The organism is Gracilibacillus phocaeensis (assembly GCF_900626275.1).
GTDB classification, from domain to species: Bacteria; Bacillota; Bacilli; order Bacillales; family Amphibacillaceae; genus Gracilibacillus; species Gracilibacillus timonensis.
Genome location: NZ_LR131145.1, coordinates 109,244 through 129,032, shown reverse-complemented (window position 1 = coordinate 129,032; position 19,789 = coordinate 109,244). Strand labels below are relative to the sequence as shown.

The 19,789-nt window shown below is 39.7% G+C and carries 25 protein-coding genes and 1 riboswitch; of the genes, 17 read left to right on the top strand and 8 right to left on the bottom strand.

The window, feature by feature from the left end; all coding sequences use genetic code 11:
- Window positions 1-138 precede the first annotated feature (138 nt).
- From E0E32_RS16750 to E0E32_RS22505, 6 genes are read right to left on the bottom strand one after another with little or no spacing between them, the layout of a single operon-like run.
- Window positions 139-1,227 (bottom strand): HAMP domain-containing sensor histidine kinase, encoded by a 1,089-nt coding sequence (locus E0E32_RS16750; protein WP_130860288.1) that lies wholly within the window; start codon window positions 1,225-1,227, stop codon window positions 139-141.
- On the bottom strand, window positions 1,214-1,897 hold the full coding sequence (locus tag E0E32_RS16745) for a response regulator transcription factor (RefSeq protein WP_130860287.1): 684 nt from the start codon (window positions 1,895-1,897) through the stop codon (window positions 1,214-1,216). The genes E0E32_RS16750 and E0E32_RS16745 overlap by 14 nt, the downstream gene beginning before the upstream one ends.
- Window positions 1,898-1,934: 37 nt before the next feature.
- Window positions 1,935-2,558, bottom strand: coding sequence for a redoxin domain-containing protein (locus E0E32_RS16740; RefSeq protein ID WP_130860286.1), 624 nt, complete (start codon window positions 2,556-2,558; stop codon window positions 1,935-1,937).
- 27 nt (window positions 2,559-2,585) lie between these two features.
- Window positions 2,586-3,176, bottom strand: coding sequence for a redoxin domain-containing protein (locus E0E32_RS16735; RefSeq protein WP_066186125.1), 591 nt, complete (start codon window positions 3,174-3,176; stop codon window positions 2,586-2,588).
- 16 nt (window positions 3,177-3,192) lie between these two features.
- Window positions 3,193-3,951 carry a cytochrome c biogenesis CcdA family protein gene (locus E0E32_RS16730; protein ID WP_066186122.1) on the bottom strand — a complete coding sequence of 253 codons (759 nt, stop codon included), beginning with the start codon at window positions 3,949-3,951 and terminating at the stop codon, window positions 3,193-3,195.
- Window positions 3,938-4,597, bottom strand: coding sequence for a hypothetical protein (locus tag E0E32_RS22505; RefSeq protein ID WP_207302296.1), 660 nt, complete (start codon window positions 4,595-4,597; stop codon window positions 3,938-3,940). The genes E0E32_RS16730 and E0E32_RS22505 overlap by 14 nt, the downstream gene beginning before the upstream one ends.
- A 370-nt stretch (window positions 4,598-4,967) precedes the next feature.
- Between E0E32_RS22505 and E0E32_RS16720 the strand changes: the two genes are divergently transcribed.
- The 6 genes from E0E32_RS16720 (at window position 4,968) to E0E32_RS16695 (ending at window position 9,800) form a co-directional block, all read left to right on the top strand.
- Window positions 4,968-5,258, top strand: coding sequence for a hypothetical protein (locus E0E32_RS16720; protein ID WP_130860285.1), 291 nt, complete (start codon window positions 4,968-4,970; stop codon window positions 5,256-5,258).
- Between the two features lie 423 nt (window positions 5,259-5,681).
- On the top strand, window positions 5,682-6,602 hold the full coding sequence (locus E0E32_RS16715) for an Rpn family recombination-promoting nuclease/putative transposase (RefSeq protein WP_207302295.1): 921 nt from the start codon (window positions 5,682-5,684) through the stop codon (window positions 6,600-6,602).
- A gap of 272 nt (window positions 6,603-6,874) precedes the next feature.
- Complete coding sequence (locus E0E32_RS16710) at window positions 6,875-7,087, top strand: Rpn/YhgA-type helix-turn-helix domain-containing protein (RefSeq protein WP_130860284.1); 213 nt, start codon at window positions 6,875-6,877, stop codon at window positions 7,085-7,087.
- A gap of 223 nt (window positions 7,088-7,310) precedes the next feature.
- A riboswitch (purine riboswitch) is annotated at window positions 7,311-7,412 on the top strand.
- Between the two features lie 188 nt (window positions 7,413-7,600).
- Window positions 7,601-8,674: a SulP family inorganic anion transporter gene (locus E0E32_RS16705; RefSeq protein WP_130860283.1), complete on the top strand. Its 1,074-nt coding sequence runs from the start codon at window positions 7,601-7,603 to the stop codon at window positions 8,672-8,674.
- A gap of 15 nt (window positions 8,675-8,689) precedes the next feature.
- Window positions 8,690-9,229: a phosphoribosyltransferase family protein gene (locus tag E0E32_RS16700; RefSeq protein ID WP_066186106.1), complete on the top strand. Its 540-nt coding sequence runs from the start codon at window positions 8,690-8,692 to the stop codon at window positions 9,227-9,229.
- 151 nt (window positions 9,230-9,380) lie between these two features.
- Window positions 9,381-9,800, top strand: a complete 420-nt coding sequence (locus E0E32_RS16695) for a hypothetical protein (RefSeq protein ID WP_066186104.1) — start codon at window positions 9,381-9,383, stop codon at window positions 9,798-9,800.
- Window positions 9,801-9,956: 156 nt separating this feature from the next.
- Here E0E32_RS16695 and E0E32_RS22340 read toward each other — a convergent pair whose 3' ends face one another.
- A complete protein-coding gene (locus E0E32_RS22340; RefSeq protein ID WP_165445064.1) occupies window positions 9,957-10,145 on the bottom strand; it encodes a hypothetical protein in 189 nt (62 codons plus the stop codon).
- 28 nt (window positions 10,146-10,173) lie between these two features.
- Here E0E32_RS22340 and E0E32_RS16690 point away from each other — a divergent pair, with 28 nt between their 5' ends.
- The 10 genes from E0E32_RS16690 to E0E32_RS22675 all read left to right on the top strand — a co-directional run bounded on the left by E0E32_RS16690 (window position 10,174) and on the right by E0E32_RS22675 (window position 18,337).
- Window positions 10,174-10,377: a hypothetical protein gene (locus tag E0E32_RS16690; RefSeq protein WP_066186101.1), complete on the top strand. Its 204-nt coding sequence runs from the start codon at window positions 10,174-10,176 to the stop codon at window positions 10,375-10,377.
- A gap of 81 nt (window positions 10,378-10,458) precedes the next feature.
- Window positions 10,459-11,457: a LytTR family transcriptional regulator DNA-binding domain-containing protein gene (locus E0E32_RS16685; protein WP_161485663.1), complete on the top strand. Its 999-nt coding sequence runs from the start codon at window positions 10,459-10,461 to the stop codon at window positions 11,455-11,457.
- 17 nt (window positions 11,458-11,474) lie between these two features.
- Window positions 11,475-12,173: an ABC transporter permease gene (locus E0E32_RS16680; protein ID WP_066186099.1), complete on the top strand. Its 699-nt coding sequence runs from the start codon at window positions 11,475-11,477 to the stop codon at window positions 12,171-12,173.
- 112 nt (window positions 12,174-12,285) lie between these two features.
- On the top strand, window positions 12,286-12,681 hold the full coding sequence (gene crcB / locus E0E32_RS16675; protein ID WP_066186096.1) for a fluoride efflux transporter CrcB: 396 nt from the start codon (window positions 12,286-12,288) through the stop codon (window positions 12,679-12,681).
- Entirely contained in the window at window positions 12,671-13,036 is a 366-nt protein-coding gene (locus tag E0E32_RS16670) for a fluoride efflux transporter FluC (RefSeq protein ID WP_130860282.1), read from the top strand. The genes crcB and E0E32_RS16670 overlap by 11 nt, the downstream gene beginning before the upstream one ends.
- A 25-nt stretch (window positions 13,037-13,061) precedes the next feature.
- A complete protein-coding gene (locus tag E0E32_RS16665) occupies window positions 13,062-13,661 on the top strand; it encodes a short chain dehydrogenase (RefSeq protein WP_130860281.1) in 600 nt (199 codons plus the stop codon).
- A 420-nt stretch (window positions 13,662-14,081) separates the two neighbouring features.
- Window positions 14,082-14,729: a hypothetical protein gene (locus tag E0E32_RS16660; protein WP_165445063.1), complete on the top strand. Its 648-nt coding sequence runs from the start codon at window positions 14,082-14,084 to the stop codon at window positions 14,727-14,729.
- Window positions 14,730-15,772: 1,043 nt separating this feature from the next.
- Entirely contained in the window at window positions 15,773-17,674 is a 1,902-nt protein-coding gene (locus E0E32_RS16655) for an endonuclease MutS2 (protein ID WP_130860279.1), read from the top strand.
- 62 nt (window positions 17,675-17,736) lie between these two features.
- Window positions 17,737-17,937: a hypothetical protein gene (locus E0E32_RS22335; protein ID WP_165445062.1), complete on the top strand. Its 201-nt coding sequence runs from the start codon at window positions 17,737-17,739 to the stop codon at window positions 17,935-17,937.
- Window positions 17,876-18,337, top strand: coding sequence for a glycine zipper domain-containing protein (locus tag E0E32_RS22675; RefSeq protein WP_066186057.1), 462 nt, complete (start codon window positions 17,876-17,878; stop codon window positions 18,335-18,337). The genes E0E32_RS22335 and E0E32_RS22675 overlap by 62 nt, the downstream gene beginning before the upstream one ends.
- Window positions 18,338-18,380: 43 nt before the next feature.
- Here E0E32_RS22675 and E0E32_RS16645 read toward each other — a convergent pair whose 3' ends face one another.
- Complete coding sequence (locus tag E0E32_RS16645; protein WP_130860278.1) at window positions 18,381-18,905, bottom strand: GNAT family N-acetyltransferase; 525 nt, start codon at window positions 18,903-18,905, stop codon at window positions 18,381-18,383.
- 177 nt (window positions 18,906-19,082) lie between these two features.
- On the opposite strand from E0E32_RS16645, the gene E0E32_RS16640 reads away from it, so the two are divergent.
- Complete coding sequence (locus E0E32_RS16640) at window positions 19,083-19,775, top strand: hypothetical protein (protein WP_130860277.1); 693 nt, start codon at window positions 19,083-19,085, stop codon at window positions 19,773-19,775.
- Window positions 19,776-19,789 lie beyond the last annotated feature (14 nt).

The window sequence follows — 19,789 nt, the reverse complement described above, 5'->3', positions numbered from 1 at the left end:
GTTTATTATATCGGCTTGGCTCCAAGTGTGCAAGTATTACGCAAATGAATGTTATATCAAAGTGGACATTTAATAGCCAGTAATGCTAGGTGCTTCAACGGACTTTGGCTTCTAACGGTTCGTTTATGTTAACAAGCATCATTGTGAGTAAGGTAATGTAAACCAAAAAGTATGCAGATTTCCTTCAGAATAGACACCAATGTTTCCATGATGTCGCTCGATGATTTCCTTAGAAATGGCAAGTCCCAGCCCTGAGCCTCCTAATTCCCTCGATCGAGAAGGCTCTGTTCGATAAAACCTTTCAAAGATGCGCTCCCTGTCTGATTCGGGAATGGTTCGTCCCGGTCCTGTGAGCGACAATTTATATTTGTCAGGGAGCTTTTCTCCTATTATCGTGACTGGCCCAGCACCTTCATAATAACGGATCGCATTATCCAATAAGTTGCTAATAACCTGTGAGATACTGGTGCGATGGACGGTAACGACACCTGATTGTAGGTGGACATCCAATTCCATATTCTCTTCTTGCAGGGACCAATAAAATAGGCCAATGACTTCTTCGATAAAGGCTTTCAGGTCAGTAGGCTCTTTTTCCGTAAATGTTTGGGAGGCTATATCGTCCCATTCTTTTAACTGTTCCATCTGCTCCACTAATGCGGTTAGTTTGGTTGATTCGGCATAGAGCGACTGGTATAGCTTCTCATCGCCCTCGATTACCCCATTTTGTAGGGCGCGTAAATATCCATTCAAATTCGTTAGTGGTGTCCGAAACTCATGTGATAAATCTGATACAAGTTTTTTTCTTTGCTGTTCATTGGTATGTAACTGTTGAACCAGCTCGTTCATGTTATTGGATAACGTTGCAATTTCTCCATTGGTTTTGACGTCAATTGGAGGCGGATACTGACCTTGCTTCATTTTCTGTGTGGATTGAATTAATTCTTTCAATGGCTGAGTCACTTTATTTGTTAGGTAAAAATGTATAAGGCTGCCAAAAAGGATTGTAGAGATACTAAATATGCATAAATATTGAAAAAGCGTCGTCCGAAACTGGTGTTGTCTATGGTCCGTCATGGCAAGAAGACCATCAGCAAGCGTACAGGCTGTATGATAAATAGCCCAACTGCTAAACGTAACAAATGCAACAATAACGATAATATTGATGAACGTTAGTCGAAATAAAAATGAACTTGGAAAGATATTGCGTTTCCAACTATTCCGTAACAAATTTATACCCCATTCCTCGAACGGTAATAATCCGCTCTGGAGAAGCGGGGTTATGTTCGATTTTTTTTCGTAATTTCTTGATGTGCGCGTCAATGGTACGATCGGATACTAATTTATCGGCGTAGGGATATAATTGGTCAATCAGGTTGTCGCGAGAAATAATGGCATTGGGGTTCTCCATAAAATAATATAACAAATTAAATTCATGCTTGGTGAGCTTGAGTTCTTGATCAAACAGCAAAACTTCCCCTTTTCGCGGTTTAATACATAAACCGTCATAAGCAATTTTTTGACAATATTGACCAGTACGACGTAAAACCGCCTCTACATGCGCTATAAGCTCTTCTGGATGGAAAGGTTTGATCAGATAATCATCTGCGCCTAGTTTTAAACCATGAATTTTATCCTCTGTTCGTGCCTTCGCTGATAACATAATGATGGACACCTCATTCCGCTCTTGCTCACGTATCCATGTACAGAATGCTTCTCCAGACATTTTTGGCAGCATTAAATCAAGGATTACCATGCAGGGGTGACTGGTCATAAATACAGTTTTTGCGGCTTCTCCATCTGCAGCCTCTACGACATCATATCCGGATTTTATTAGATACATCCGGATCAATTCTCGAATCATTTTATCATCTTCTACGACTAATATGGTCTGTTCCATTCTGTTCACCTCTTGCCATTCATCATACCATAGCGGATCAATCCATACCTTCCATCTCTGCTACCATTTGGTCATACGTCAAGGGACCGAAAGTTTTGAATTGAATAATCCCTTCTGAATCAATCATAAAGGAAGTGGGGATTGGCTGTATGGCATAGGTATTTGCTACTTCGATTACCTCATCCAGCAAAATCGGAAACGATAAGCCGTATTCATTGACAAATTGCTGAACTTGCTTTGTATTAGGCTCTGTTTCTGTTAAATTCACCGCCAAAATTTCTATTTCCGTATCCTGATGAAATTTTTCCATATCAGGCATTTCTACACGACAGGGGGGACACCAGGTTGCCCAAAAATTGAGCATCACCTTACTGCCACGATAATCCGATAAAGCTACCGTTTCCCCACTTAATGTTGCCAACTGAAAATCAGGCGCAAGGTTTCCCACCTCTAGCCCTACTGTTGGTTCTGATGCGGTTGTTTCTTTTTGTTCTTCATTTTCTGACTGGTCTGCTGAATCATTGTCCAAGTTCACTCCAGATTCAACTGTTTCTTCTTCGACTGCTTGCCCTGTTGATGCCTCATCCGATGGGAAAACAAACTCATACACGGCCCAGCCTATCATTCCTAACATAATAACAAGCATGATTGTTTTTTTCATTGCTATACACCTCGTATCATAAGTTTGTTACTCCATTCTTTCCAACTGTTGCAGCATTTGATCATGATTCATGGCACCGAGAGAGATGAATTGCGTTCTTCCATTCGAATCAATCATATAGGTGGTCGGGTAGGCTACGACCTGATAAGTATCCAAGACGTCGCCCTCTGGATCCATTAACACGGGAAAGGTCATGTCGAATTCATCGACAAAGTCAGCGACAACCTGCTGCCCACTTTCTGACGCAGTCATATTGACGGCCAGAATTTCCACATCCTTTTCGTCATAGAGTTTTTGCATATCGGGAATTTCTGCTCGGCAAGGTGGACACCAGGTGGCCCAAAAATTAAGAAAAACACGTTCCCCGCGATAATCTGACAATTGAGCCGTATCTCCTTCTAATGTTTTCACCTCAAAATCAGGTGCGATCTGTCCTTGTTCCAGTCCAACTTCATCCGATTCCGTCACTTCCTCAGATCCTTGCTGTAGGGGAGTAGTGATACGATTTCCTTGCAGGTTCTCTTCTTCTGCCTCCTGTTGATTCGAGTTGTTGACAAATGCAAAGATGGCCCAGCCAAACATGCCCAGCATTATTACGATAAAAATAGTTTTCTTCATTATATATTCCTCCTTATCAACCTAGGCGTGATAACCATGTATCCTGTATTAAATCAAGGAAAAAAGTAGAAATCTGTGGCATCCATCCGAAAAATAATACCAGTCCCATGGCAATCATTAGTGCGCCGCCAATTTTGATAATCACTCCACTGTGACGTGCAATCCATTTCGTTGAACCAAGGAAAAAAGTTAACACAATAAACGGCAACGCAAAGCCAATCACATACATGATCGTATAGAATATTCCTTGTCCTGGGTTGGAGGCTGCCAGTAGCAGGATGGAGCCAAAGATCGGTCCAATACAAGGAGTCCAGCCTGCTGCAAAACCTAGACCGACAAAGAAGGTGCCAGCAAATCCAGCTGGCTTTTTGGTGTAATGGAAACGTCTTTCTTTCATTAAAGCTGGTATCGTAATCCAACCAGCCACAAAAAACCCCATAAAGACAATGAAAATACCCGCAATACGTTGGATCAACAGTCCGGAATTCCCGATTAATAATTGCTGCATCCATTGTCCGAAGAAAGAAGCGCTGGCACCCAAACTGATAAAAATTAAGGAGACGCCGAGTAGAAAGAAAAAGGAATGACTTAATAGTTGTCTGCAAATGTTGACATCGTGGTCTCCTTGTAACTCTTTGACACTTATTCCAGTAATATACGACATATATGCTGGGAAAATCGGTAGCACACATGGAGACAGGAAGGACAAAGCTCCTGCTCCCATTGCTAAGAACATACCGATAAGCAGCATCGTATCTGTTTCAATAATTCCCATTAGTAACGCTCCTTTTTTGATAAATAAAAAAACAAACTAACATCGTTATGTAGAATAAACCAATAAACCAGATGTCCATCGTATAACCAAAGCTAGTAATAACTGGCTGTAACAAATTCAAGATAATCATGCCAAACGACCACCCATGTAACAGTAACAATAGCAGTGTTGGAACAGACCATCGCTCCTGTAGGAAAAAATACAAAATAATTAAGCAGGTAAGAAGTGCAAGTTGTGCAACTGCGTTCCCATTATGATGTAACGTAATCTCGATAAATTCGTAGCAAAAGGAAGCGGTCAGGAAAATAGGTGCAAAGGAATTTAAAAAATATAGTAAAGAAAGCTTTTTTTGTTTTTGTTTATACAGGAGTAACAGGGCAATAGAGAACACAGCAAGATAAAGAGCGATGGCATCACCAGGGTAAGCCAGCACCGCTAATGGATCAGAAAGAAAAAGGGAAAAATGCAAGATAATTTTCCAGCCCCATATAAATAGCACCACATTAATTAATTGGGAAATCACTTCACTGATATATTTCTTTTTATGCGCTGCAGATGTGTTTCCCATGATATAAAACAAAAGACACCCTATTAAGAAACTGGCGACCACGCTTCCTACCGCAACGAGCTTACTTGTTATTACCATCAAATGGTTCCTCCATTTCCAAACATCTTCCTATCTATCTTACCCCGCCAATGTGAAAGTTTGATGAAAAAAAGAATGGGAATTAATGTTAGTTGAAGTTGTTTCTCTTCTGAGTGATACATATTCTGAAAACAAATGTAGTCAGTTTAATTTTGGTAGATTGCGTAGGGTGAAAAATATTTAGATATTTATCGTATTCGTGTTTTCAATAGCGACAAGCGCAATATGATAGAGGGAAAATAGGTATATGATGACAAGTTTAGTAGTTTTTGAGTTAGAAAATCAAAAAAAATGGAGATGTAATCGACGTGTTTTTACGCTATAATAGACAGTGATAGATAATAAACACAGCAGGCTAGGAGGTGAAGAAATGAGTAACGAAAACCATCAAGTGATCGACAACGAAGCACTTATGTTAGCAATCAGAGAGCTGTCTAAAGACATTACAGGATTGAACAATAAGATAGACGCGGTAGAAGAAAGATTGAATAAAAAGATAGATGCAGTAGAAGAAACATTGAACACGAAAATAGATGCGGTCGAGGAAAGATTGGGAGAGAAGATCGATATATTAGATGATAAATTTTCGATATTATCAGATGATGTTGTATCAACCAGAACCGATGTAAAGAGGTTGAAAAGGGCAAGGTACACCAGCTGAGATTAATTAGTCACACCGACTGATCAAAAAAACATTATTACATCATTGCAATGAAGAAAACTTGGCTGATGGCAGTCTATCTAAAGTACCAAAAATCACAGAATATAGTGGAACTTGAAATGAAAAAGCTCATAACCAAGTAAACGAAATAAATAGGTTGCTAAATTCCTTATATTGTCTCTACGGATCCCCGCAATAACTTGATCAACAAGGTAATGGCCCAATTCATGAATCTAAACATATAAGAGAAAGAGAAAATATTCAAAGATAATCAAAAATACTACCTGCATGGATTTACTGATCTTTCATTAAAGCAAGATGATCCCATGTTCCGTACCTGTAAAATGGTTTTAGAAAGTTGGGCCTGGTTTTACTTTCGTATCGTTGTTAAAAGACAGATAATACACAGAAGGAAGTGTTCTATTGCTTACCGTACCAATTATCCAAGAAGAAAAAGCAGACTACATGAAGCATGATCGGCTGACAAAAAAGTTGATACAAGAGTTTTTTGAAGAGTTCATCGCAGAATTTTTCCCCAACCTTCACCCCTACATTGATTTCTCCGATGTCACATTCCTTGAGCAGGAAGTTTACATGGATTACCTAAAAGGTGACAAGAGGGAAATCGATGTTCTCGCCGAAGTAAAATTACATCATGAAGACAAAATCCTACATATTCACACCGAAGCACAATCCACTCATGAAGCGGATTTCCCCGAAAGGATGTTTCTCTACTTCAGTTATCTATACGCCAAGCACCGCAAACCAATTCAACCCATCGCCGTTTTGAGTTATAATAGAAAAGAAGAAGTACCGACACAATTCAAAATCGATACACCGACTCAGGAAGTACTTCAATTTAGTTATCTAAAATTACAATTAAAACACAAAAACTGGAAAGAATATATCGAATCAAACAACCCGGCTGCAGCAGCATTAATCAGTCAGATGGGTTATGAAGAACATGAGCGTGTCCAGGTGAAACTGGAATTTTTACGCATGATTACTCGGATGAAAATCAATCCGGCGCAACTGGAATTCTTGTATGGATATTTCGAGACGTATTTAAATTTGAGCGAAGAGGAGGAAAAACAAATGATGGAGAAAATGGAAAAGCTTCCAGAAGAGGAGAAAGAAGTGGTCATGCAGCTGCCGAATTCTTATTTTGAGAGAGGGAAAGAAGAGGGCATAGAAAAAGGCATAGAAAAGGGAATAGAAAAGGGGATAGAAAAAGGAAGAAAAGAAATCGCAGCAGAATTACTGGCGAAAGACATGTCCACCCGTCAGGTAGCAGAAATCACGAAATTAGCGGAAGAAGATGTAAAAAAACTTGCAGATAAATGATTGTATCGGAAAAGTGCCATCAGTAAATGTGAAAAGGGGGCGGTTATGAAACCAGCTCCCTTTTAGTAGAAAATCTTTATCAGGGAGTGTCTGTAATATTCCTTGCATTACTCAACTAACAGTGTGTTTAGTAGGGTGAGTAAACGTAACGGTTTTTATTGGGCGAATAACGGAACTCACAATCCCATTTAGAACCTCATGGAATGTAATTGCGCTTTATCTATGGATATTTCGAGACGTATTTAAATTTGAGCGAAGAGGAGGAAAAACAAATGATGGAGAAAATGGAAAAGCTTCCAGAAGAGGAGAAAGAAGTGGTCATGCAGCTGCCGAATTCTTATTTTGAGAGAGGGAAAGAGGAAGGTATAGAAAAAGGAAGAAAAGAAATCGCAGCAGAATTACTGGCGAAAGGCATGTCCACCCGTCAGGTAGTAGAAATCACGAAATTAACGGAAGAAGACGTAAAAAAACTTGCAGATAAATGATTGTATCGGAAAAGTGCTATTGTATCAGTAAATGTGAAAAGGGGGCGGTTATGAAACCAGCTCCCTTTTGTCGAAAGAGGAAGAAGATGCGCTTATGTAGCTTTCGAATGAAAGAAAGAAAGGAAAACATTTTGAAATTAATTGCAAAAGGCACTTCATCTATAAAGTTTTTCATTCTTCTTTTGTGTTTTCCATCTTGCCATAACCTAGCAACTATGATAAATTTCATAGAGTAAAATGAAATCATATAATCCTAGTAATAAGGTCTAGGAGTTTCTACGAAGCAACCGATAATTGCTTTACTATGGACGGTGGATACATTGGGAGAGACACAAGTCATTTTTTGTTTCTCATGTTATCTATACAATAGCTTTTGTTATTATCGTCTATCTTAAAAGTAGGCGATTTTTGTATTTATTTTGGTATCATCGCTTTTTGTCCTGTGTATCGAAATTGGTAAATACTCCTATCCATCAAAGAGTATCGTAGAAACGAAAGATAAGGAGAGAAAAGATGGACATATTAAAAGATTTGCTTGCCGCGTTAAGCGGTGTGTTAAACGGACTTCCACAGGGACTATTAGCATTAGCATTTGGTTTTGCTTCTGTTCCGACTGCGATGGCTTTTATTGTTGGTGCATTGGGCAATAGTGTGACAGGTTCCGTTGCGGTGATATCTTTTCAAGCGGAAACAATCACCGTTGCCGGGTCCATGGGGAAAAACATTCGTGAAAGACTTTCAATGATTTTCTTTGGGGCACTAGTCATGTTTCTTATTGGTGCCTTTGGTCTGCTGGAAAAGATTATGAGCTGGATTGGGCCGGTAATCACAAACGGTATGATGGCAGGTGTGGGCATCATGTTAACCAAAGTGGCTTGGGATATGGCCAAGGATAACAAAATTCCTGGAACGGTATCCTTTGCAACAGGATTAATCACCTACATGGCAACCCAAGATCTCGTTTATACGATTACGGTTTCGGTCGTGTTATCGAGTGTTGTTGCCTATTTCACGAGTAAAGAGGCAGAAAAGAAGGTCAACAAGCCATTTGTAAATGATAAGTTTCAACGGCTTCGTTTTGTGATTAATCCGATGGTTATTCGTGGGGCTTTGGCAATGGTCTGCTTAAATATTGGTGCCAATATTGCGTTCGGAAATATTAATAGTTCGATTGCTGCACGGGATGTCAATATCGATGTGCTGGCTATGATCAGTAGCTTGGCAGATATGGCTTCTTCCTTCTTCGGTGGAGGACCGGTAGAAGTCGTCATCTCGGCAACAGCAAGTGCTCCTCATCCGGTATGGGCAGGTGTACTAATGATGGCCATCATGGCGATGATCCTGTTATTTAAATTTCTTCCGAAAATAGGTAAGTATATTCCGACGGCATCGATTGCTGGCTTCCTTTTTGTTTTGGGAGCCATTGTAACACTGCCTGGAAATGCAGAAGCTGCACTACTAGAAGCGGAGGGTTCACAAACCATTGTAGGAGCAATGACGATGGTGATTACCGCAATCACAGATCCCTTTATCGGCATGTTATCAGGGGTTATTATTGAATTTTTGATCCGTTTATTTGGATTTTAGAAAGGGGAGTTTAGATTGGATACCTATACCTTACATATTCAAGGTCTGAATCGAGAATTACCGGTTATACCAGTCAGTGATGATTTACGTATTGCCAGCTTTGTTATCTTGGGTGATACCGAATTGGTTTGTCATGTGGCGCCACTACTTGCGAATAAACTGCCGGAGGTGGATTATATTCTAACCGCTGAGGCAAAAGGAATTCCTTTGATCCATGAAATTACCAGAGTATTAGCGATGGATCAATACATTATCGCAAGAAAAAGTGTTAAGGCTTATATGAAAGATCCGCTTGTCCATCAGGTTAATTCCATCACCACGACTAATGAACAGGTGCTATGCTTAGATGGACTGGACGCTTCCAAGCTACAAGGAAAACGGGTTGCTATTATTGATGACGTGATCAGTACAGGAGAATCACTGCGTGCGCTGGAAGAATTGGCTATGCAAGCAGGAGCAGAGGTCGTAGCAAAGGCTGCGATTCTAGCAGAAGGAGACGCAGCTGATCGGGAGGATATTATCTTTTTAGAGAAACTGCCGGTATTTCCCGGGTAATGGCGGAAGTAAGTTAGTGCAAAATGACGATCTTATCATGTAGAGATCGTCATTTTGTCGTTTGGAATAAATGAAAATTCTTGGTGATTTCTGCTATGCAACGTATAATAGATGATAAGTTAAATTGGTGGTGGATACGGAGGGACATCTTATGAGGGAAGCTATTCTATTACTTGTTGATATCATCAACTATATTCATGATGCAATTGCTGATATGGTTGGCGTAAATATGACAGATAAAGAGTTGCACTTTTGGATATTTGGTATCTTAGGAATGATCACATTCTTTTTTGTTTATGTGGTCTTTAAAATTATTTCGAAAATGAAATGGAGTATTGTGACGCTTTCCTTTTTCTATACCTTTACAGTGATGGTGGTGCTCGCTTTTGCTATCGAAATCCAACAGGCCTATACGCAGCGTGGAAATATGGAGTTTGCGGACGCTGTAATGGGACTGTGGGGGTTTGTTGTCTTCTTTGCCGTGTATGCGGTGATTGCTTTGGTTATCTATGGGGTTATCAAGCTATTAAAAAAAGATCGTAGTGAAAATCGCGGGAGACATGCGCGATAACAGATATGATTTGAAAACAGCGGCTGAATGGCTGCTGTTTTTTGTATTTCTTCTCCATGATAGTAATAACAAATCTAATACCGTTTTATAAGAGAGCATTTATCTTTTCTCACGTATCCGATAATCTGCGTGTGCTTGTTGTCCATTCAACTGTTTTTACAGCTGTTTCACTTTGAAATAAGTACCACTCACTTTAGCACAAGTACCGTTCATGCCTTCTTTTCTTTTATTCACTCGATAAATAATGTGATGATGATCATTCCGCCTTATACTAAAGGCAGAAAATAAAGGAGGCGTTTTATATGGAATGCGTGCAAGCTTTTGAAACAACTGTCGAATTTTCATCCATTTTCATAAGAAGGAACCCATCAGTATGAAAAAATGGATACAAATCGTTGTGTCACTTATTATGTTACTGCTGGCGATTATTCCGTTTTTGGTCATTTATGATGGGTTATCTCAAGCTTTACCAATACTTCCAATTTATAAGGTGCCAGGTTGGATGATTCCCGGTGGTTTTCTTTGTATAGCTGTTATCATCGTGTTTTCTTTCTTTATAAAAGGAAGAGAAAAGTAAGACGATACTTTTTCTTATTGTTTTATTCCCTGTTTTTGCGCTATGATGAAAGAAATAAGCATTGCAAAAAGGAGCATATCTATGGTTTTCTCTTTTAACCAGCTAATAAAAGTGGAGCAAAACACCGTACTTTTGCCAGAATTGAGCTTGTCCGTGCCCAATGGTGAGATTATTGCTGTTCAGACAGAAAATGAATATATCCAGCACGCTTTTGACTTGTTCAATCATCCACAACAGATCAAAAAAGACATGATTACCTTACCGGAAGCTGGTTTTCAATCAATCTATCTGTATCAGCAAACGGATGGTTTATACAAACGTTTAACCGTCCAGCAAATGTTGCGTTTTTGGAGCAAATTGTACGGACAACAAGCAGATATAGAGCAAATTTTGAATCTGTGTGAGCTACAATCGTGTGTGTCCAAGAAAACGAAACAGCTGACACTGTCGGAACAGCGCCGGCTGCAGTTAGCGCTGGCGCTTATTCAACCAGCTGAAGTCTACATTTTTGAGGATCCTTCGCTGATGTTAGATTTACAATCGAAGCATGTCCTTCATCATTTGCTGGTATACTTAGCAAAACAGGGTAGAGCTGTTCTTCTTTTTACCACAACGTTAGAAGAAGCGATTCGACTGGGAAGTAAGGTTTATCGTTATTCGGCTCGAGGTGTACATAAAGTGGAAGAGGACACAGGAGAGGTGGGAGAAGAAATACAGGAGGAAGAGACGGCAAGCACACAGGTGCAGTTGGAGAAAATAAGTGCCAAAGTGGAAGATAAACTGCTTCTTTTTCATCCTTTGGAGATCGATTACATCGAGGCGCGTGAAGGACACACCTTTTTGTTTGTTAATAATGAGGAATTCGCCTCCTCTAATACGATTAAGACGTTAGAGGAAAGGTTGTCACCATTGGGTTTTTTTCGCTGTCATCGTTCTTATTTGGTTAATTTACAGCGGGTGCGCGAGATTATTATTTGGAGTAAAAACAGTTACAGTTTGAGCTTGGATAATCCATCAAAAAGTACGATACCTTTATCCAAAGCGAATTACAGTAAGCTGAAAGAACAGATTCAATTATGACAGAGAGGGAGAGACTAATGGCTGTAAAACAATGGAAGGCTTTAATCTATAAAGATATGTGTGATTTGCGCTGGAATGGACAGATTCTTTTTAATATGATGTCTTCGATCGCTTTTGTAACCGTGTTTTCATTTATTCCGGGACAGCAGCTGCAACTATCGTTTCTCATCGCCTTTATCCTCTTGATGTTAACCATGTATATGCAGGGAAATATGGTAGTGGAGGAATATGAACAAAAGACACGCCGCCGACTGTCGCAAGCAAATGTCTCATTCAAGATAATGTTTCTAGCTAAGATGGCTATCACTTTTATGATCACTTCCATCGTGTTAATTGCCTTTTTCTTCTTTCATAGTGACCGTTTATTAGCCTGTATCAGCATCTATTTGTTGACACTGCCTTTGATCATATTAATACAGCTTGTAGGATTGATGTTAGGAATAAAAACGAAAAATACGATCGAACTCAGTATGTATGGTATGCCTATTATGCTACTCTATTTCTTTGTCGAAGGACTACTGATGAATAGTAATCAACCAGATGAGTGGAAATGGCTCGCCGTCCTTCCCAACTATCATCTCCATCATGGGATCGAACAGATTCAATTACAGCAGCCTTTCATGTCTTCACTGATTGTACCTCTTATTTGGATGGCAGCCGCTATTTTATTATTTGTCTGGTGGTTTCGTAAGCAACGTCATCGCTTGATAAGCTGATAGTGAGGGGATGAATGCAAGCAACCCTTGTGACGTACTAATGAAAAGGGATATAATGGTGAAAGAATGAGTGCAGTTATGACATTGTAGAAGGTGTGAAAGTTGGGGTAAAATGTATTATCTATTACTAATGATCTTCGGCATGCTGGGTGCTACCTCCAGATATGGCTTGGAATTGTTTATCAATGCTGGGAGTTTTCCATTAGCTACTTTGATGATTAATATATGTGGCTGTTTTTTGCTCGCCTTTGTCACTCGTTTTGTAGTGGAATTGCCATTTATGTCACCGAAAGTCACTTCTGCCATTGGAACAGGCTTTATCGGTTCGTTTACTACTTTTTCTACGTTTGCATTGGAATCGGCAGAGCTGATGCAAGCTGGTGCCTATCTTAGTGCGGCGGGTTATATCTTAGCGAGTTTGTTTGGTGGTTTGGCAGCAACTTTATTAGGTTATCAGATCAGTCAAGTGCTACTAACATGGAAAGAGGGGTGGCGTAATGGTGCTTAATGTTGTGTTGGTTGCGATTGGTGGGGCGTTTGGTGCATTAGCTCGAGCGCTAATGACAACCTGGCTCAAACGAAAAGCAAGTTCGTCTTTTCCTACGCCTACTTTTCTGATTAATATGCTCGGATCTTTTTTATTAGGTATACTCACTAGCTTAAGCCTTGGTTCAGCGATGGCTCTTTTGCTAGGCATGGGGTTTATGGGTTCGTTCACTACTTTTTCTACTTTTAATGTTGAAAATATGGAATTGTTGCGCGAAGAAAAGTATAAAGTCTTTTTTAGCTACATAGGTGCCTCTTATCTGGTGGGAATTGTTGCCTTGTTTGCAGGGGTAGCTATTGGTATCGTGTTAAAATAGTTTTTAATGTAATGGAGGTAATAGGATGAAAGTATTATTGATTGGAGCTACCGGTACGATAGGCTCTATTGTAGAAAAAGAAATGAAAAATGAGGCCGAGATTATTACGGCAGGGATTGATCAATCAGACATCACCGTAGATTTGACGTCTACAGAAAGCATTCAACAGATGTATGAGCAAGTGGGCGAGGTCGATGCGGTGGTGAATACAGCAGGAATAGAACATTATGGATCATTGCAAGAAATGACACCCGAACAAAATCAAGTCGCTGTACAGAGTAAACTGTCTGGACAAGTGAATTTAGTTTTGCTTGGCATGGACGCTGTAACCGATCGGGGCAGTTTCACTTTAACAACCGGTATTCTGATGGATGATCCGATTGTAAAAGGAGCCTCAGCCGCAATGGCGAACGGTGGTGTACGTGCTTTTGTTCAGTCCGCTGCGATTGAAATGCCTCGCGGGATCAGAATTAATCATGTCAGCCCGACGATCCTGGAAGATTCAGTCGAGAAAAATGGTCATCTGTTCCAAGGCTTTGAACCGGTCTCGTCAAAGCGAGTTGGCTTGGCTTATCGTAAAAGTATACTAGGGGCACAGACGGGTCAAGGGATTTATGTGTATTAAATTAATACAAAATAGAATTAGTTATTGTATATTCGTTGCAGCGAAATTCATGCCGATTAGGTATTTCGCTGCAACTTTTTGTTGGTAAATTATAAATGATTTTATCGTGAAACTTATGATGAAAATGAGATTTTAGCGCAGGAAAATATAAATGTCTTCGCTTGAAATCTTGTTTTGAAGCGTTAAAAACCCAATCTATCCTATAGCTATTTGTGTATTGATTAAGAAAGAGAACGTATATTCCTGGTAAAATATAAATAGTTCTAGTATAATGTCAATTAACAAAAAGTTGGAGGAAGTACATTCAAGGAGGAGAGCAAGATGGGTATTTTTATGGATGTTTTGCCAAATGAGATTAGTCAAAAGGAGTGGGAAGGGGCTTACTAGGAATCATTAGAATTGATCCGCGCTTATCCATTTTTGAGTAGAGGAGTAAACAGGAATTCTTATCAGTCGGATTGGGTGTATGCGATGCATGCAGAAGAAAGGGGTTTGGCTGATCACCAAAAAGGATGGCATCTGATTGGTGATTACCCAACGATGCAAACAGCTGAATCGTTTATTCTCCATCGAAATATAGAAAACTATCGAAACAGTAATTCTACGAAGCAAGGTTGTCCGGATATTTTAGCGAAATTGATTAATGAGGAAGTGTTTTATCAGGATAAGGAGCGGCAAATCCCAGTGGATAGCGTCACCGTATTTGATGGGAAAACACAAGGGTTCCCACATCACAACAACCTACTGGGCAGCGCTTGTCTATTCGAAAGTAGATTTCCAGAACACGTCGTGGTGAGAGGGAACATCACAATTGGTCAGATGAATAAAGCGGTGAAATGGGCCAATACCGTACTACAACGGTTGATTCAAATAACAGAGTGGGCAGATAACGAGGCGTTAGTGAAACGAATAAACAAAATAGTGAAGGATGAGCAAAGCACACTGCAGGCATTTATGTCGCTAAACCTGCAAGTAGAGGATTTTAAATTGGGTGAGATGGTAAACTACGGTTTATCGAGGGAGCCATTACCACCTATTTTACAGAACCATTTAAACAGTTCGATGTGAACATGGTGGGGTTCCGAACTGCTTTAAGTCGTTTCTTTAATTTAGGCTTTTCTATTGAACGGGCATGTGAAATTTGTGTGCTCGATGATCAGGGCGGTCAGTATGATGCAAAAGACTTTTCGGAAACCGCTTTATCCTTGGAATGATGGGAAAGAGCGTCTTGATGATGAGATAACCGCCTACAATCAACCAAAGAAAGAATCTCCCGAGAATAGAGATTAAATATACGATTGATGAACTGTATAGTAAGTCATTGCTGCCTTCTTTAAAACAGAAAATTAGTGACCAAGAGAATATCCAATTCGGTAAATGTCGTTTACCTTTGGGAAGTGAATATTAATGACTATCAGTAGTCTAGGTGATTAGTCTTGAGGGAATAAAAAAGGACTCCATCATAATTTATTAAAAACTCTAAACTACTCGATTTTCGGAAAATATATGCCAGTATATAATTGGTAAGCAGACCATTAAGCGAAGTTCTTAATTTTGGTCACAAAAAGCAATGCTTAAAAACTTGAATTCTCCATTATTTTCCTTTGTAATGTCACATTATTTACAGGATAATTAGGTAGGTGCTTAAGACTCCATAGCTTTACTTTCCCAGCACATTATCATATAATAATGTCTACACGTTAGTTTTCAATGAATCATCGACAAATAAAAAATGAGGTGCATTTTGTGAGTGCGGTAGCTTCTAAATAGGAAAAATAAAACATGAAATGAATACTGGAACAAATAGGGAATACGCAAATAGCGGTTCTTGGTTTTGTTGTGGTTATTTATTTCGCCCTATTATGAAGATACCTACAAAAGCATTCGTAATGAACAGATGAAAGGGATGAGTCTATCCTTTCACTTCATGCCAGCGAGCTACGGTATCCCCGTGGTTTTTTTATGGTTAGAAAATAATAACGCTGTTTGTCGAAGATAGCTATTTTTGGTTCTGAGCGTTCTACGCTTTGTCGGTCAACATGGTCCTATTGAAATCTAACGAGTAGGTATCTTCATCTATGAACATAAATCATACATGAGGAGAATCGAATATGAATCAAACAACATTTGAAAAATTACAATATAACGAGTTAAAGGACAGGATCAAGTCTTTCTGTGTCAGTGGTTTAGGGAGACAGTTGATCGATAAGCTAACACCAAGCGCTAAGATGAACATTGTCAGCCATCGCTTACATGAAACCACTGAAGCGGTAACGATACTGAATACCAATAGCCGCGTGCCATTTCAAGGGGTTGCTCATATCCAGCCAATCGTACAAAGCTTAGAAAAGGGAGAAATGCTAGACCCATCGCAGCTTATTGAAATATCAGATTTCCTAAGAGGCTGTAGAAAAATAAAAACCTATATGCTGGATAAGGAATATCTTGCACCGGTTTTATCGTCTTATGCCCAGTCGATGACAGAGTTCAGCAGTGTGGAAGAGGAGATTCAATATACGGTTAAGGGGAATCGAATTCAATCATCAGCTAGTAAAGAGCTCAAACGAATTCGTAGCAGTATCGCTACTACCGAACAGAAAATTGAAGAGCGTTTAAATAAATTTTTAAGAAATAGCTCGAATAAACCGTACATTCAAGAGGCGTTTATCAGTAAGAAGGACGGCCGTTATACCGTACCTATTAAAGCAGCTTATAAGCAGCGAGTTGAGGGTGCGATTGTGGATGTATCTGCCAAAGGTTCCACTGTTTTTATCGAGCCAACAGCCGTCGCAAAGTTGAATGCGACATTTGCCACATTAAAGGTGGAGGAATCGATGGAGGAATATCAAATTTTGGCTGGACTAACGGGGCTGATTTTAGAACATATCCAAGAAATCAAAATTAATATGGAGTTGATTGGTCAATATGATCTGGTTTTTGCCAAAGCAAAATTTAGTAAACAGATAGATGGCATCGAACCTGCATTGAATGATCATGGCTACGTTCAAATTGTAGGCGGAAAACATCCGCTATTACCCGGAGAAGTCGTGCCGCTCGATTGTGAGATTGGAAAAGATTTTCGCAGTCTGATTATTACAGGCCCTAATGCGGGAGGGAAGACAGTTGTGTTAAAGACGATTGGGCTTTTAACACTAGCTGTCATGTCAGGATTGCATATTAGTGCTGCCAAAGGAACAGAGATTTCTTTATTCGAGCAAATTTTTGTCGATATCGGTGATAACCAAAGCATGGAGAATGCTTTAAGTACTTTTTCTTCACATATGTATCAGATTTCTAGTATTCTCAAAGAGGCTAACAATCATAGCTTATTACTATTTGATGAAATTGGCAGTGGAACGGAGCCAAATGAAGGTGCCGCCTTGGCCATAGCTATTTTAGAATCTGTCTACCAGCAAGGTTGTATAACAGTGGCCACTACTCATTATGGCGAGATTAAGCGTTTTTCCGAAAGACATCCAGATTTTATGAATGCCGCCATGCGTTTTAACAGTGAGACATTAGAGCCATTGTACCAATTGATTCAGGGGAAATCAGGAGAGAGCAATGCCCTTTGGATTGCTAGAAAGATGGATATTGAAGAGCAGGTATTGCAAAAGGCGCAACAGTATATCGATGGTAAGGGCTATTCGTTAGATAAGATAAGCGAAGATAAGCGGAGAAAGCCTAAGCAAGTAAAACAACAGTCCAAAGTTTATGCAGATTATGCCAAAGGTGACCGAGTCCGGTTGCTTGAATATGATGATGTCGGGATTGTCTACCAAGGCATGGACCAATTTCAAAATGTTGTTGTTCTCTATCAAAGGGAATGGATCGAGGTAAATGTAAAAAGGCTAGCACTTGAATTAAAGGCTGAGGACTTATATCCAGCCGGCTATGATTTGGATGCCTTGTTTACCGATTATTCCACGCGCAAAATGCAACGTGATTTAGAACGGGGTTCGAAAAAGGCATTGCGTAAGGTAGAGAAAGAAATCCGGAAACATCGCAAGTAAATTCACCAGGGTTAGCTGTTAGTTATTAATAGCTAGCCCGGTAAAGCAAATTATGGTTTGGAATGACGACCAAAATTCGAGGGGAAGCCGTAAAAACGGTCGTCATCTCAAAAATGGTTGGTTTAGACCGAGATGAAGTGGGAATAGAATATATAGGAAAAGGTGGAGATAACGCTCTATATAAACCAAGGGGGTTGTGTGATGGAGAATCAGCGGGGGCAAGAGCTTATGGCCATTCTGGAAAATATCCGATCTGCAGCTGATGAGAATTTGGTGACGAAATTAGAATTGGATAAGTGTGTACGTGTGATTCATCGACTGGACTCCTTTTCGGCAGAGTGTGAGCAATGTTATCAATATGTAGACGAGCTAAGTGACCACCTGACGCTATTGAATGAACGAATAGATCAACTGACAGAAGAAGATATCAAAATACATAAGCAAAAAGTGAACAAGATCACCTCTCATTTGATGAAGCGGCATCAACTAGTAACGAAAGGATATTACACTGGCGTTTACATGAGTATCGGAATCGCATTAGGCGTTTCATTCGGTGCAGTGTACGATAATCTGGCAATTGGAATACCAATTGGGGTGGCGATGGGAGTGGCCATTGGAGCAAGTATGGAAGCTAGCGCAAAGCAAAAAGACAGGTTGCTTTGAACGTTGGTTATATGGAGAAGGTGCCCCTTTGACAGATTATCTATCAAAGGGCAATCCAATACCTTCTTATCCATTCCTGATCTACCTCATCCCATACCTTCTTTTCAAGTTTTCCGTTATTAGCTTCAATTACTTTGGCAGAGGAAATATTATCATCACCGCAGATCAGAAGCACCTCAGCTATTGCTTTTTTCTGAGCTTCTTTTAGTGTTAGCTCCAGTATTTTAGTACCATATCCCTGTCCTCTTTCCGTTGGTTTAATCGAATAACCGATATGTCCAGCATATTGTTGCAAAAAAACGGTACTTAACTCGAAGCGAAGATTGGAAATCCCTAATAACTGTTGATCACTTTCTCGAATGAGAATCCAAGTCCCACACGGTGCTAACCCTTCAGGTACGGTTGCTTTATCCCAAAAGATATCCACGTCCTTGATCCATTGTTCAATGGAATCAGCCTTTGAAAGAAAGTTAGAGCCATGCATTTTTTCATTATGCTGTTGAAAGCTTTCTTTATAGGCAGCAATTTGCTCGACATAGGCTAACGAAGGTTTGACTAACTGATACATTTTCCTCATCTCCTATCTCCGGTTAAATGTGTTTTATTAAAGCATAACCAACTAACTTTAGTCAAGGGTAAATGATTGGTAAGATAATGACAGGTATGCTATTTATCGTTTGGTTGTTTAGCAAATGATTTTTCATTATGATATAAAAGAAAACAGCAGTAATATAGAGGTGGTAGAATGAAAATAGACCCGGAAACAAGGCATCAAAAGTTAGCGCAACATATCAAATTCCACTTGTCATTTGTTGAGGTTGACCAAGTGAAGTTTGGTATTGTTACCATGATGTTTTGTATATATGATTTGGCATTAATCTTGGGATTGTTAAGTATCTATAAAATGGAGTTCTTATGGATGGTCCTGCCCTTTATTGTGATTCTCCATTTATGGGGAGCGAGGCTGGTCATCAAGAATCCCTATTCTACCCAGTTAGAGACGGTTTTGTTTTTAGGGGTATGGGGATTACTTGGTGCTATTTCTTTATGGATCATGGTACAAGGCATGTCCTATTATAACTTACATATCACCTCGGTTATTTATTATATTTTGATCCATATAAGTATCCTCTTGCTAGGCTATATTATGGTAAAATACCAATTCGATAAATACAGCGGTGATCCTATGAAAGAAAGGAAAGCGAGCAACCAAAGCAAATATTATGGGCTATTGGATGTCGCGCCAGCCATGGGGTATATCATAGCACAAACTGTGAGTGATACAGTGGTATTAAAACATGTATTGGGATTAGTTCTTGTTTATTCATTCACCGTCTTGATGATGTATATCGGGGCGAAATTTTTACACCGATACTTTTTTATCAAACTCCGACAGAAGACTCCCACCTCAAGGAATGTGAAGGGCATAGCCCAATGAGTAGGTGGGAGATG

What these genes read in the sequence shown, in the direction of transcription:
- E0E32_RS16745 (WP_130860287.1), bottom strand. Translation starts at nt 1,897, where the DNA reads ATGGAACAGACCATATTAGTCGTAGAAGATGATAAAATGATTCGAGAA.
- E0E32_RS16740 (WP_130860286.1), bottom strand. Translation starts at nt 2,558, where the DNA reads ATGAAAAAAACAATCATGCTTGTTATTATGTTAGGAATGATAGGCTGG.
- E0E32_RS16735 (WP_066186125.1), bottom strand. Translation starts at nt 3,176, where the DNA reads ATGAAGAAAACTATTTTTATCGTAATAATGCTGGGCATGTTTGGCTGG.
- E0E32_RS16730 (WP_066186122.1), bottom strand. Translation starts at nt 3,951, where the DNA reads ATGGGAATTATTGAAACAGATACGATGCTGCTTATCGGTATGTTCTTA.
- E0E32_RS22505 (WP_207302296.1), bottom strand. Translation starts at nt 4,597, where the DNA reads ATGGTAATAACAAGTAAGCTCGTTGCGGTAGGAAGCGTGGTCGCCAGT.
- E0E32_RS16720 (WP_130860285.1), top strand. Translation starts at nt 4,968, where the DNA reads ATGAGTAACGAAAACCATCAAGTGATCGACAACGAAGCACTTATGTTA.
- E0E32_RS16710 (WP_130860284.1), top strand. Translation starts at nt 6,875, where the DNA reads ATGATGGAGAAAATGGAAAAGCTTCCAGAAGAGGAGAAAGAAGTGGTC.
- E0E32_RS16705 (WP_130860283.1), top strand. Translation starts at nt 7,601, where the DNA reads ATGGACATATTAAAAGATTTGCTTGCCGCGTTAAGCGGTGTGTTAAAC.
- E0E32_RS16695 (WP_066186104.1), top strand. Translation starts at nt 9,381, where the DNA reads ATGAGGGAAGCTATTCTATTACTTGTTGATATCATCAACTATATTCAT.
- E0E32_RS22340 (WP_165445064.1), bottom strand. Translation starts at nt 10,145, where the DNA reads ATGAAAATTCGACAGTTGTTTCAAAAGCTTGCACGCATTCCATATAAA.
- E0E32_RS16690 (WP_066186101.1), top strand. Translation starts at nt 10,174, where the DNA reads ATGAAAAAATGGATACAAATCGTTGTGTCACTTATTATGTTACTGCTG.
- E0E32_RS16685 (WP_161485663.1), top strand. Translation starts at nt 10,459, where the DNA reads ATGGTTTTCTCTTTTAACCAGCTAATAAAAGTGGAGCAAAACACCGTA.
- E0E32_RS16680 (WP_066186099.1), top strand. Translation starts at nt 11,475, where the DNA reads ATGGCTGTAAAACAATGGAAGGCTTTAATCTATAAAGATATGTGTGAT.
- crcB (WP_066186096.1), top strand. Translation starts at nt 12,286, where the DNA reads ATGTATTATCTATTACTAATGATCTTCGGCATGCTGGGTGCTACCTCC.
- E0E32_RS16670 (WP_130860282.1), top strand. Translation starts at nt 12,671, where the DNA reads ATGGTGCTTAATGTTGTGTTGGTTGCGATTGGTGGGGCGTTTGGTGCA.
- E0E32_RS16665 (WP_130860281.1), top strand. Translation starts at nt 13,062, where the DNA reads ATGAAAGTATTATTGATTGGAGCTACCGGTACGATAGGCTCTATTGTA.
- E0E32_RS16655 (WP_130860279.1), top strand. Translation starts at nt 15,773, where the DNA reads ATGAATCAAACAACATTTGAAAAATTACAATATAACGAGTTAAAGGAC.
- E0E32_RS22335 (WP_165445062.1), top strand. Translation starts at nt 17,737, where the DNA reads ATGACGACCAAAATTCGAGGGGAAGCCGTAAAAACGGTCGTCATCTCA.
- E0E32_RS22675 (WP_066186057.1), top strand. Translation starts at nt 17,876, where the DNA reads ATGGAGAATCAGCGGGGGCAAGAGCTTATGGCCATTCTGGAAAATATC.
- E0E32_RS16645 (WP_130860278.1), bottom strand. Translation starts at nt 18,905, where the DNA reads ATGTATCAGTTAGTCAAACCTTCGTTAGCCTATGTCGAGCAAATTGCT.
- E0E32_RS16640 (WP_130860277.1), top strand. Translation starts at nt 19,083, where the DNA reads ATGAAAATAGACCCGGAAACAAGGCATCAAAAGTTAGCGCAACATATC.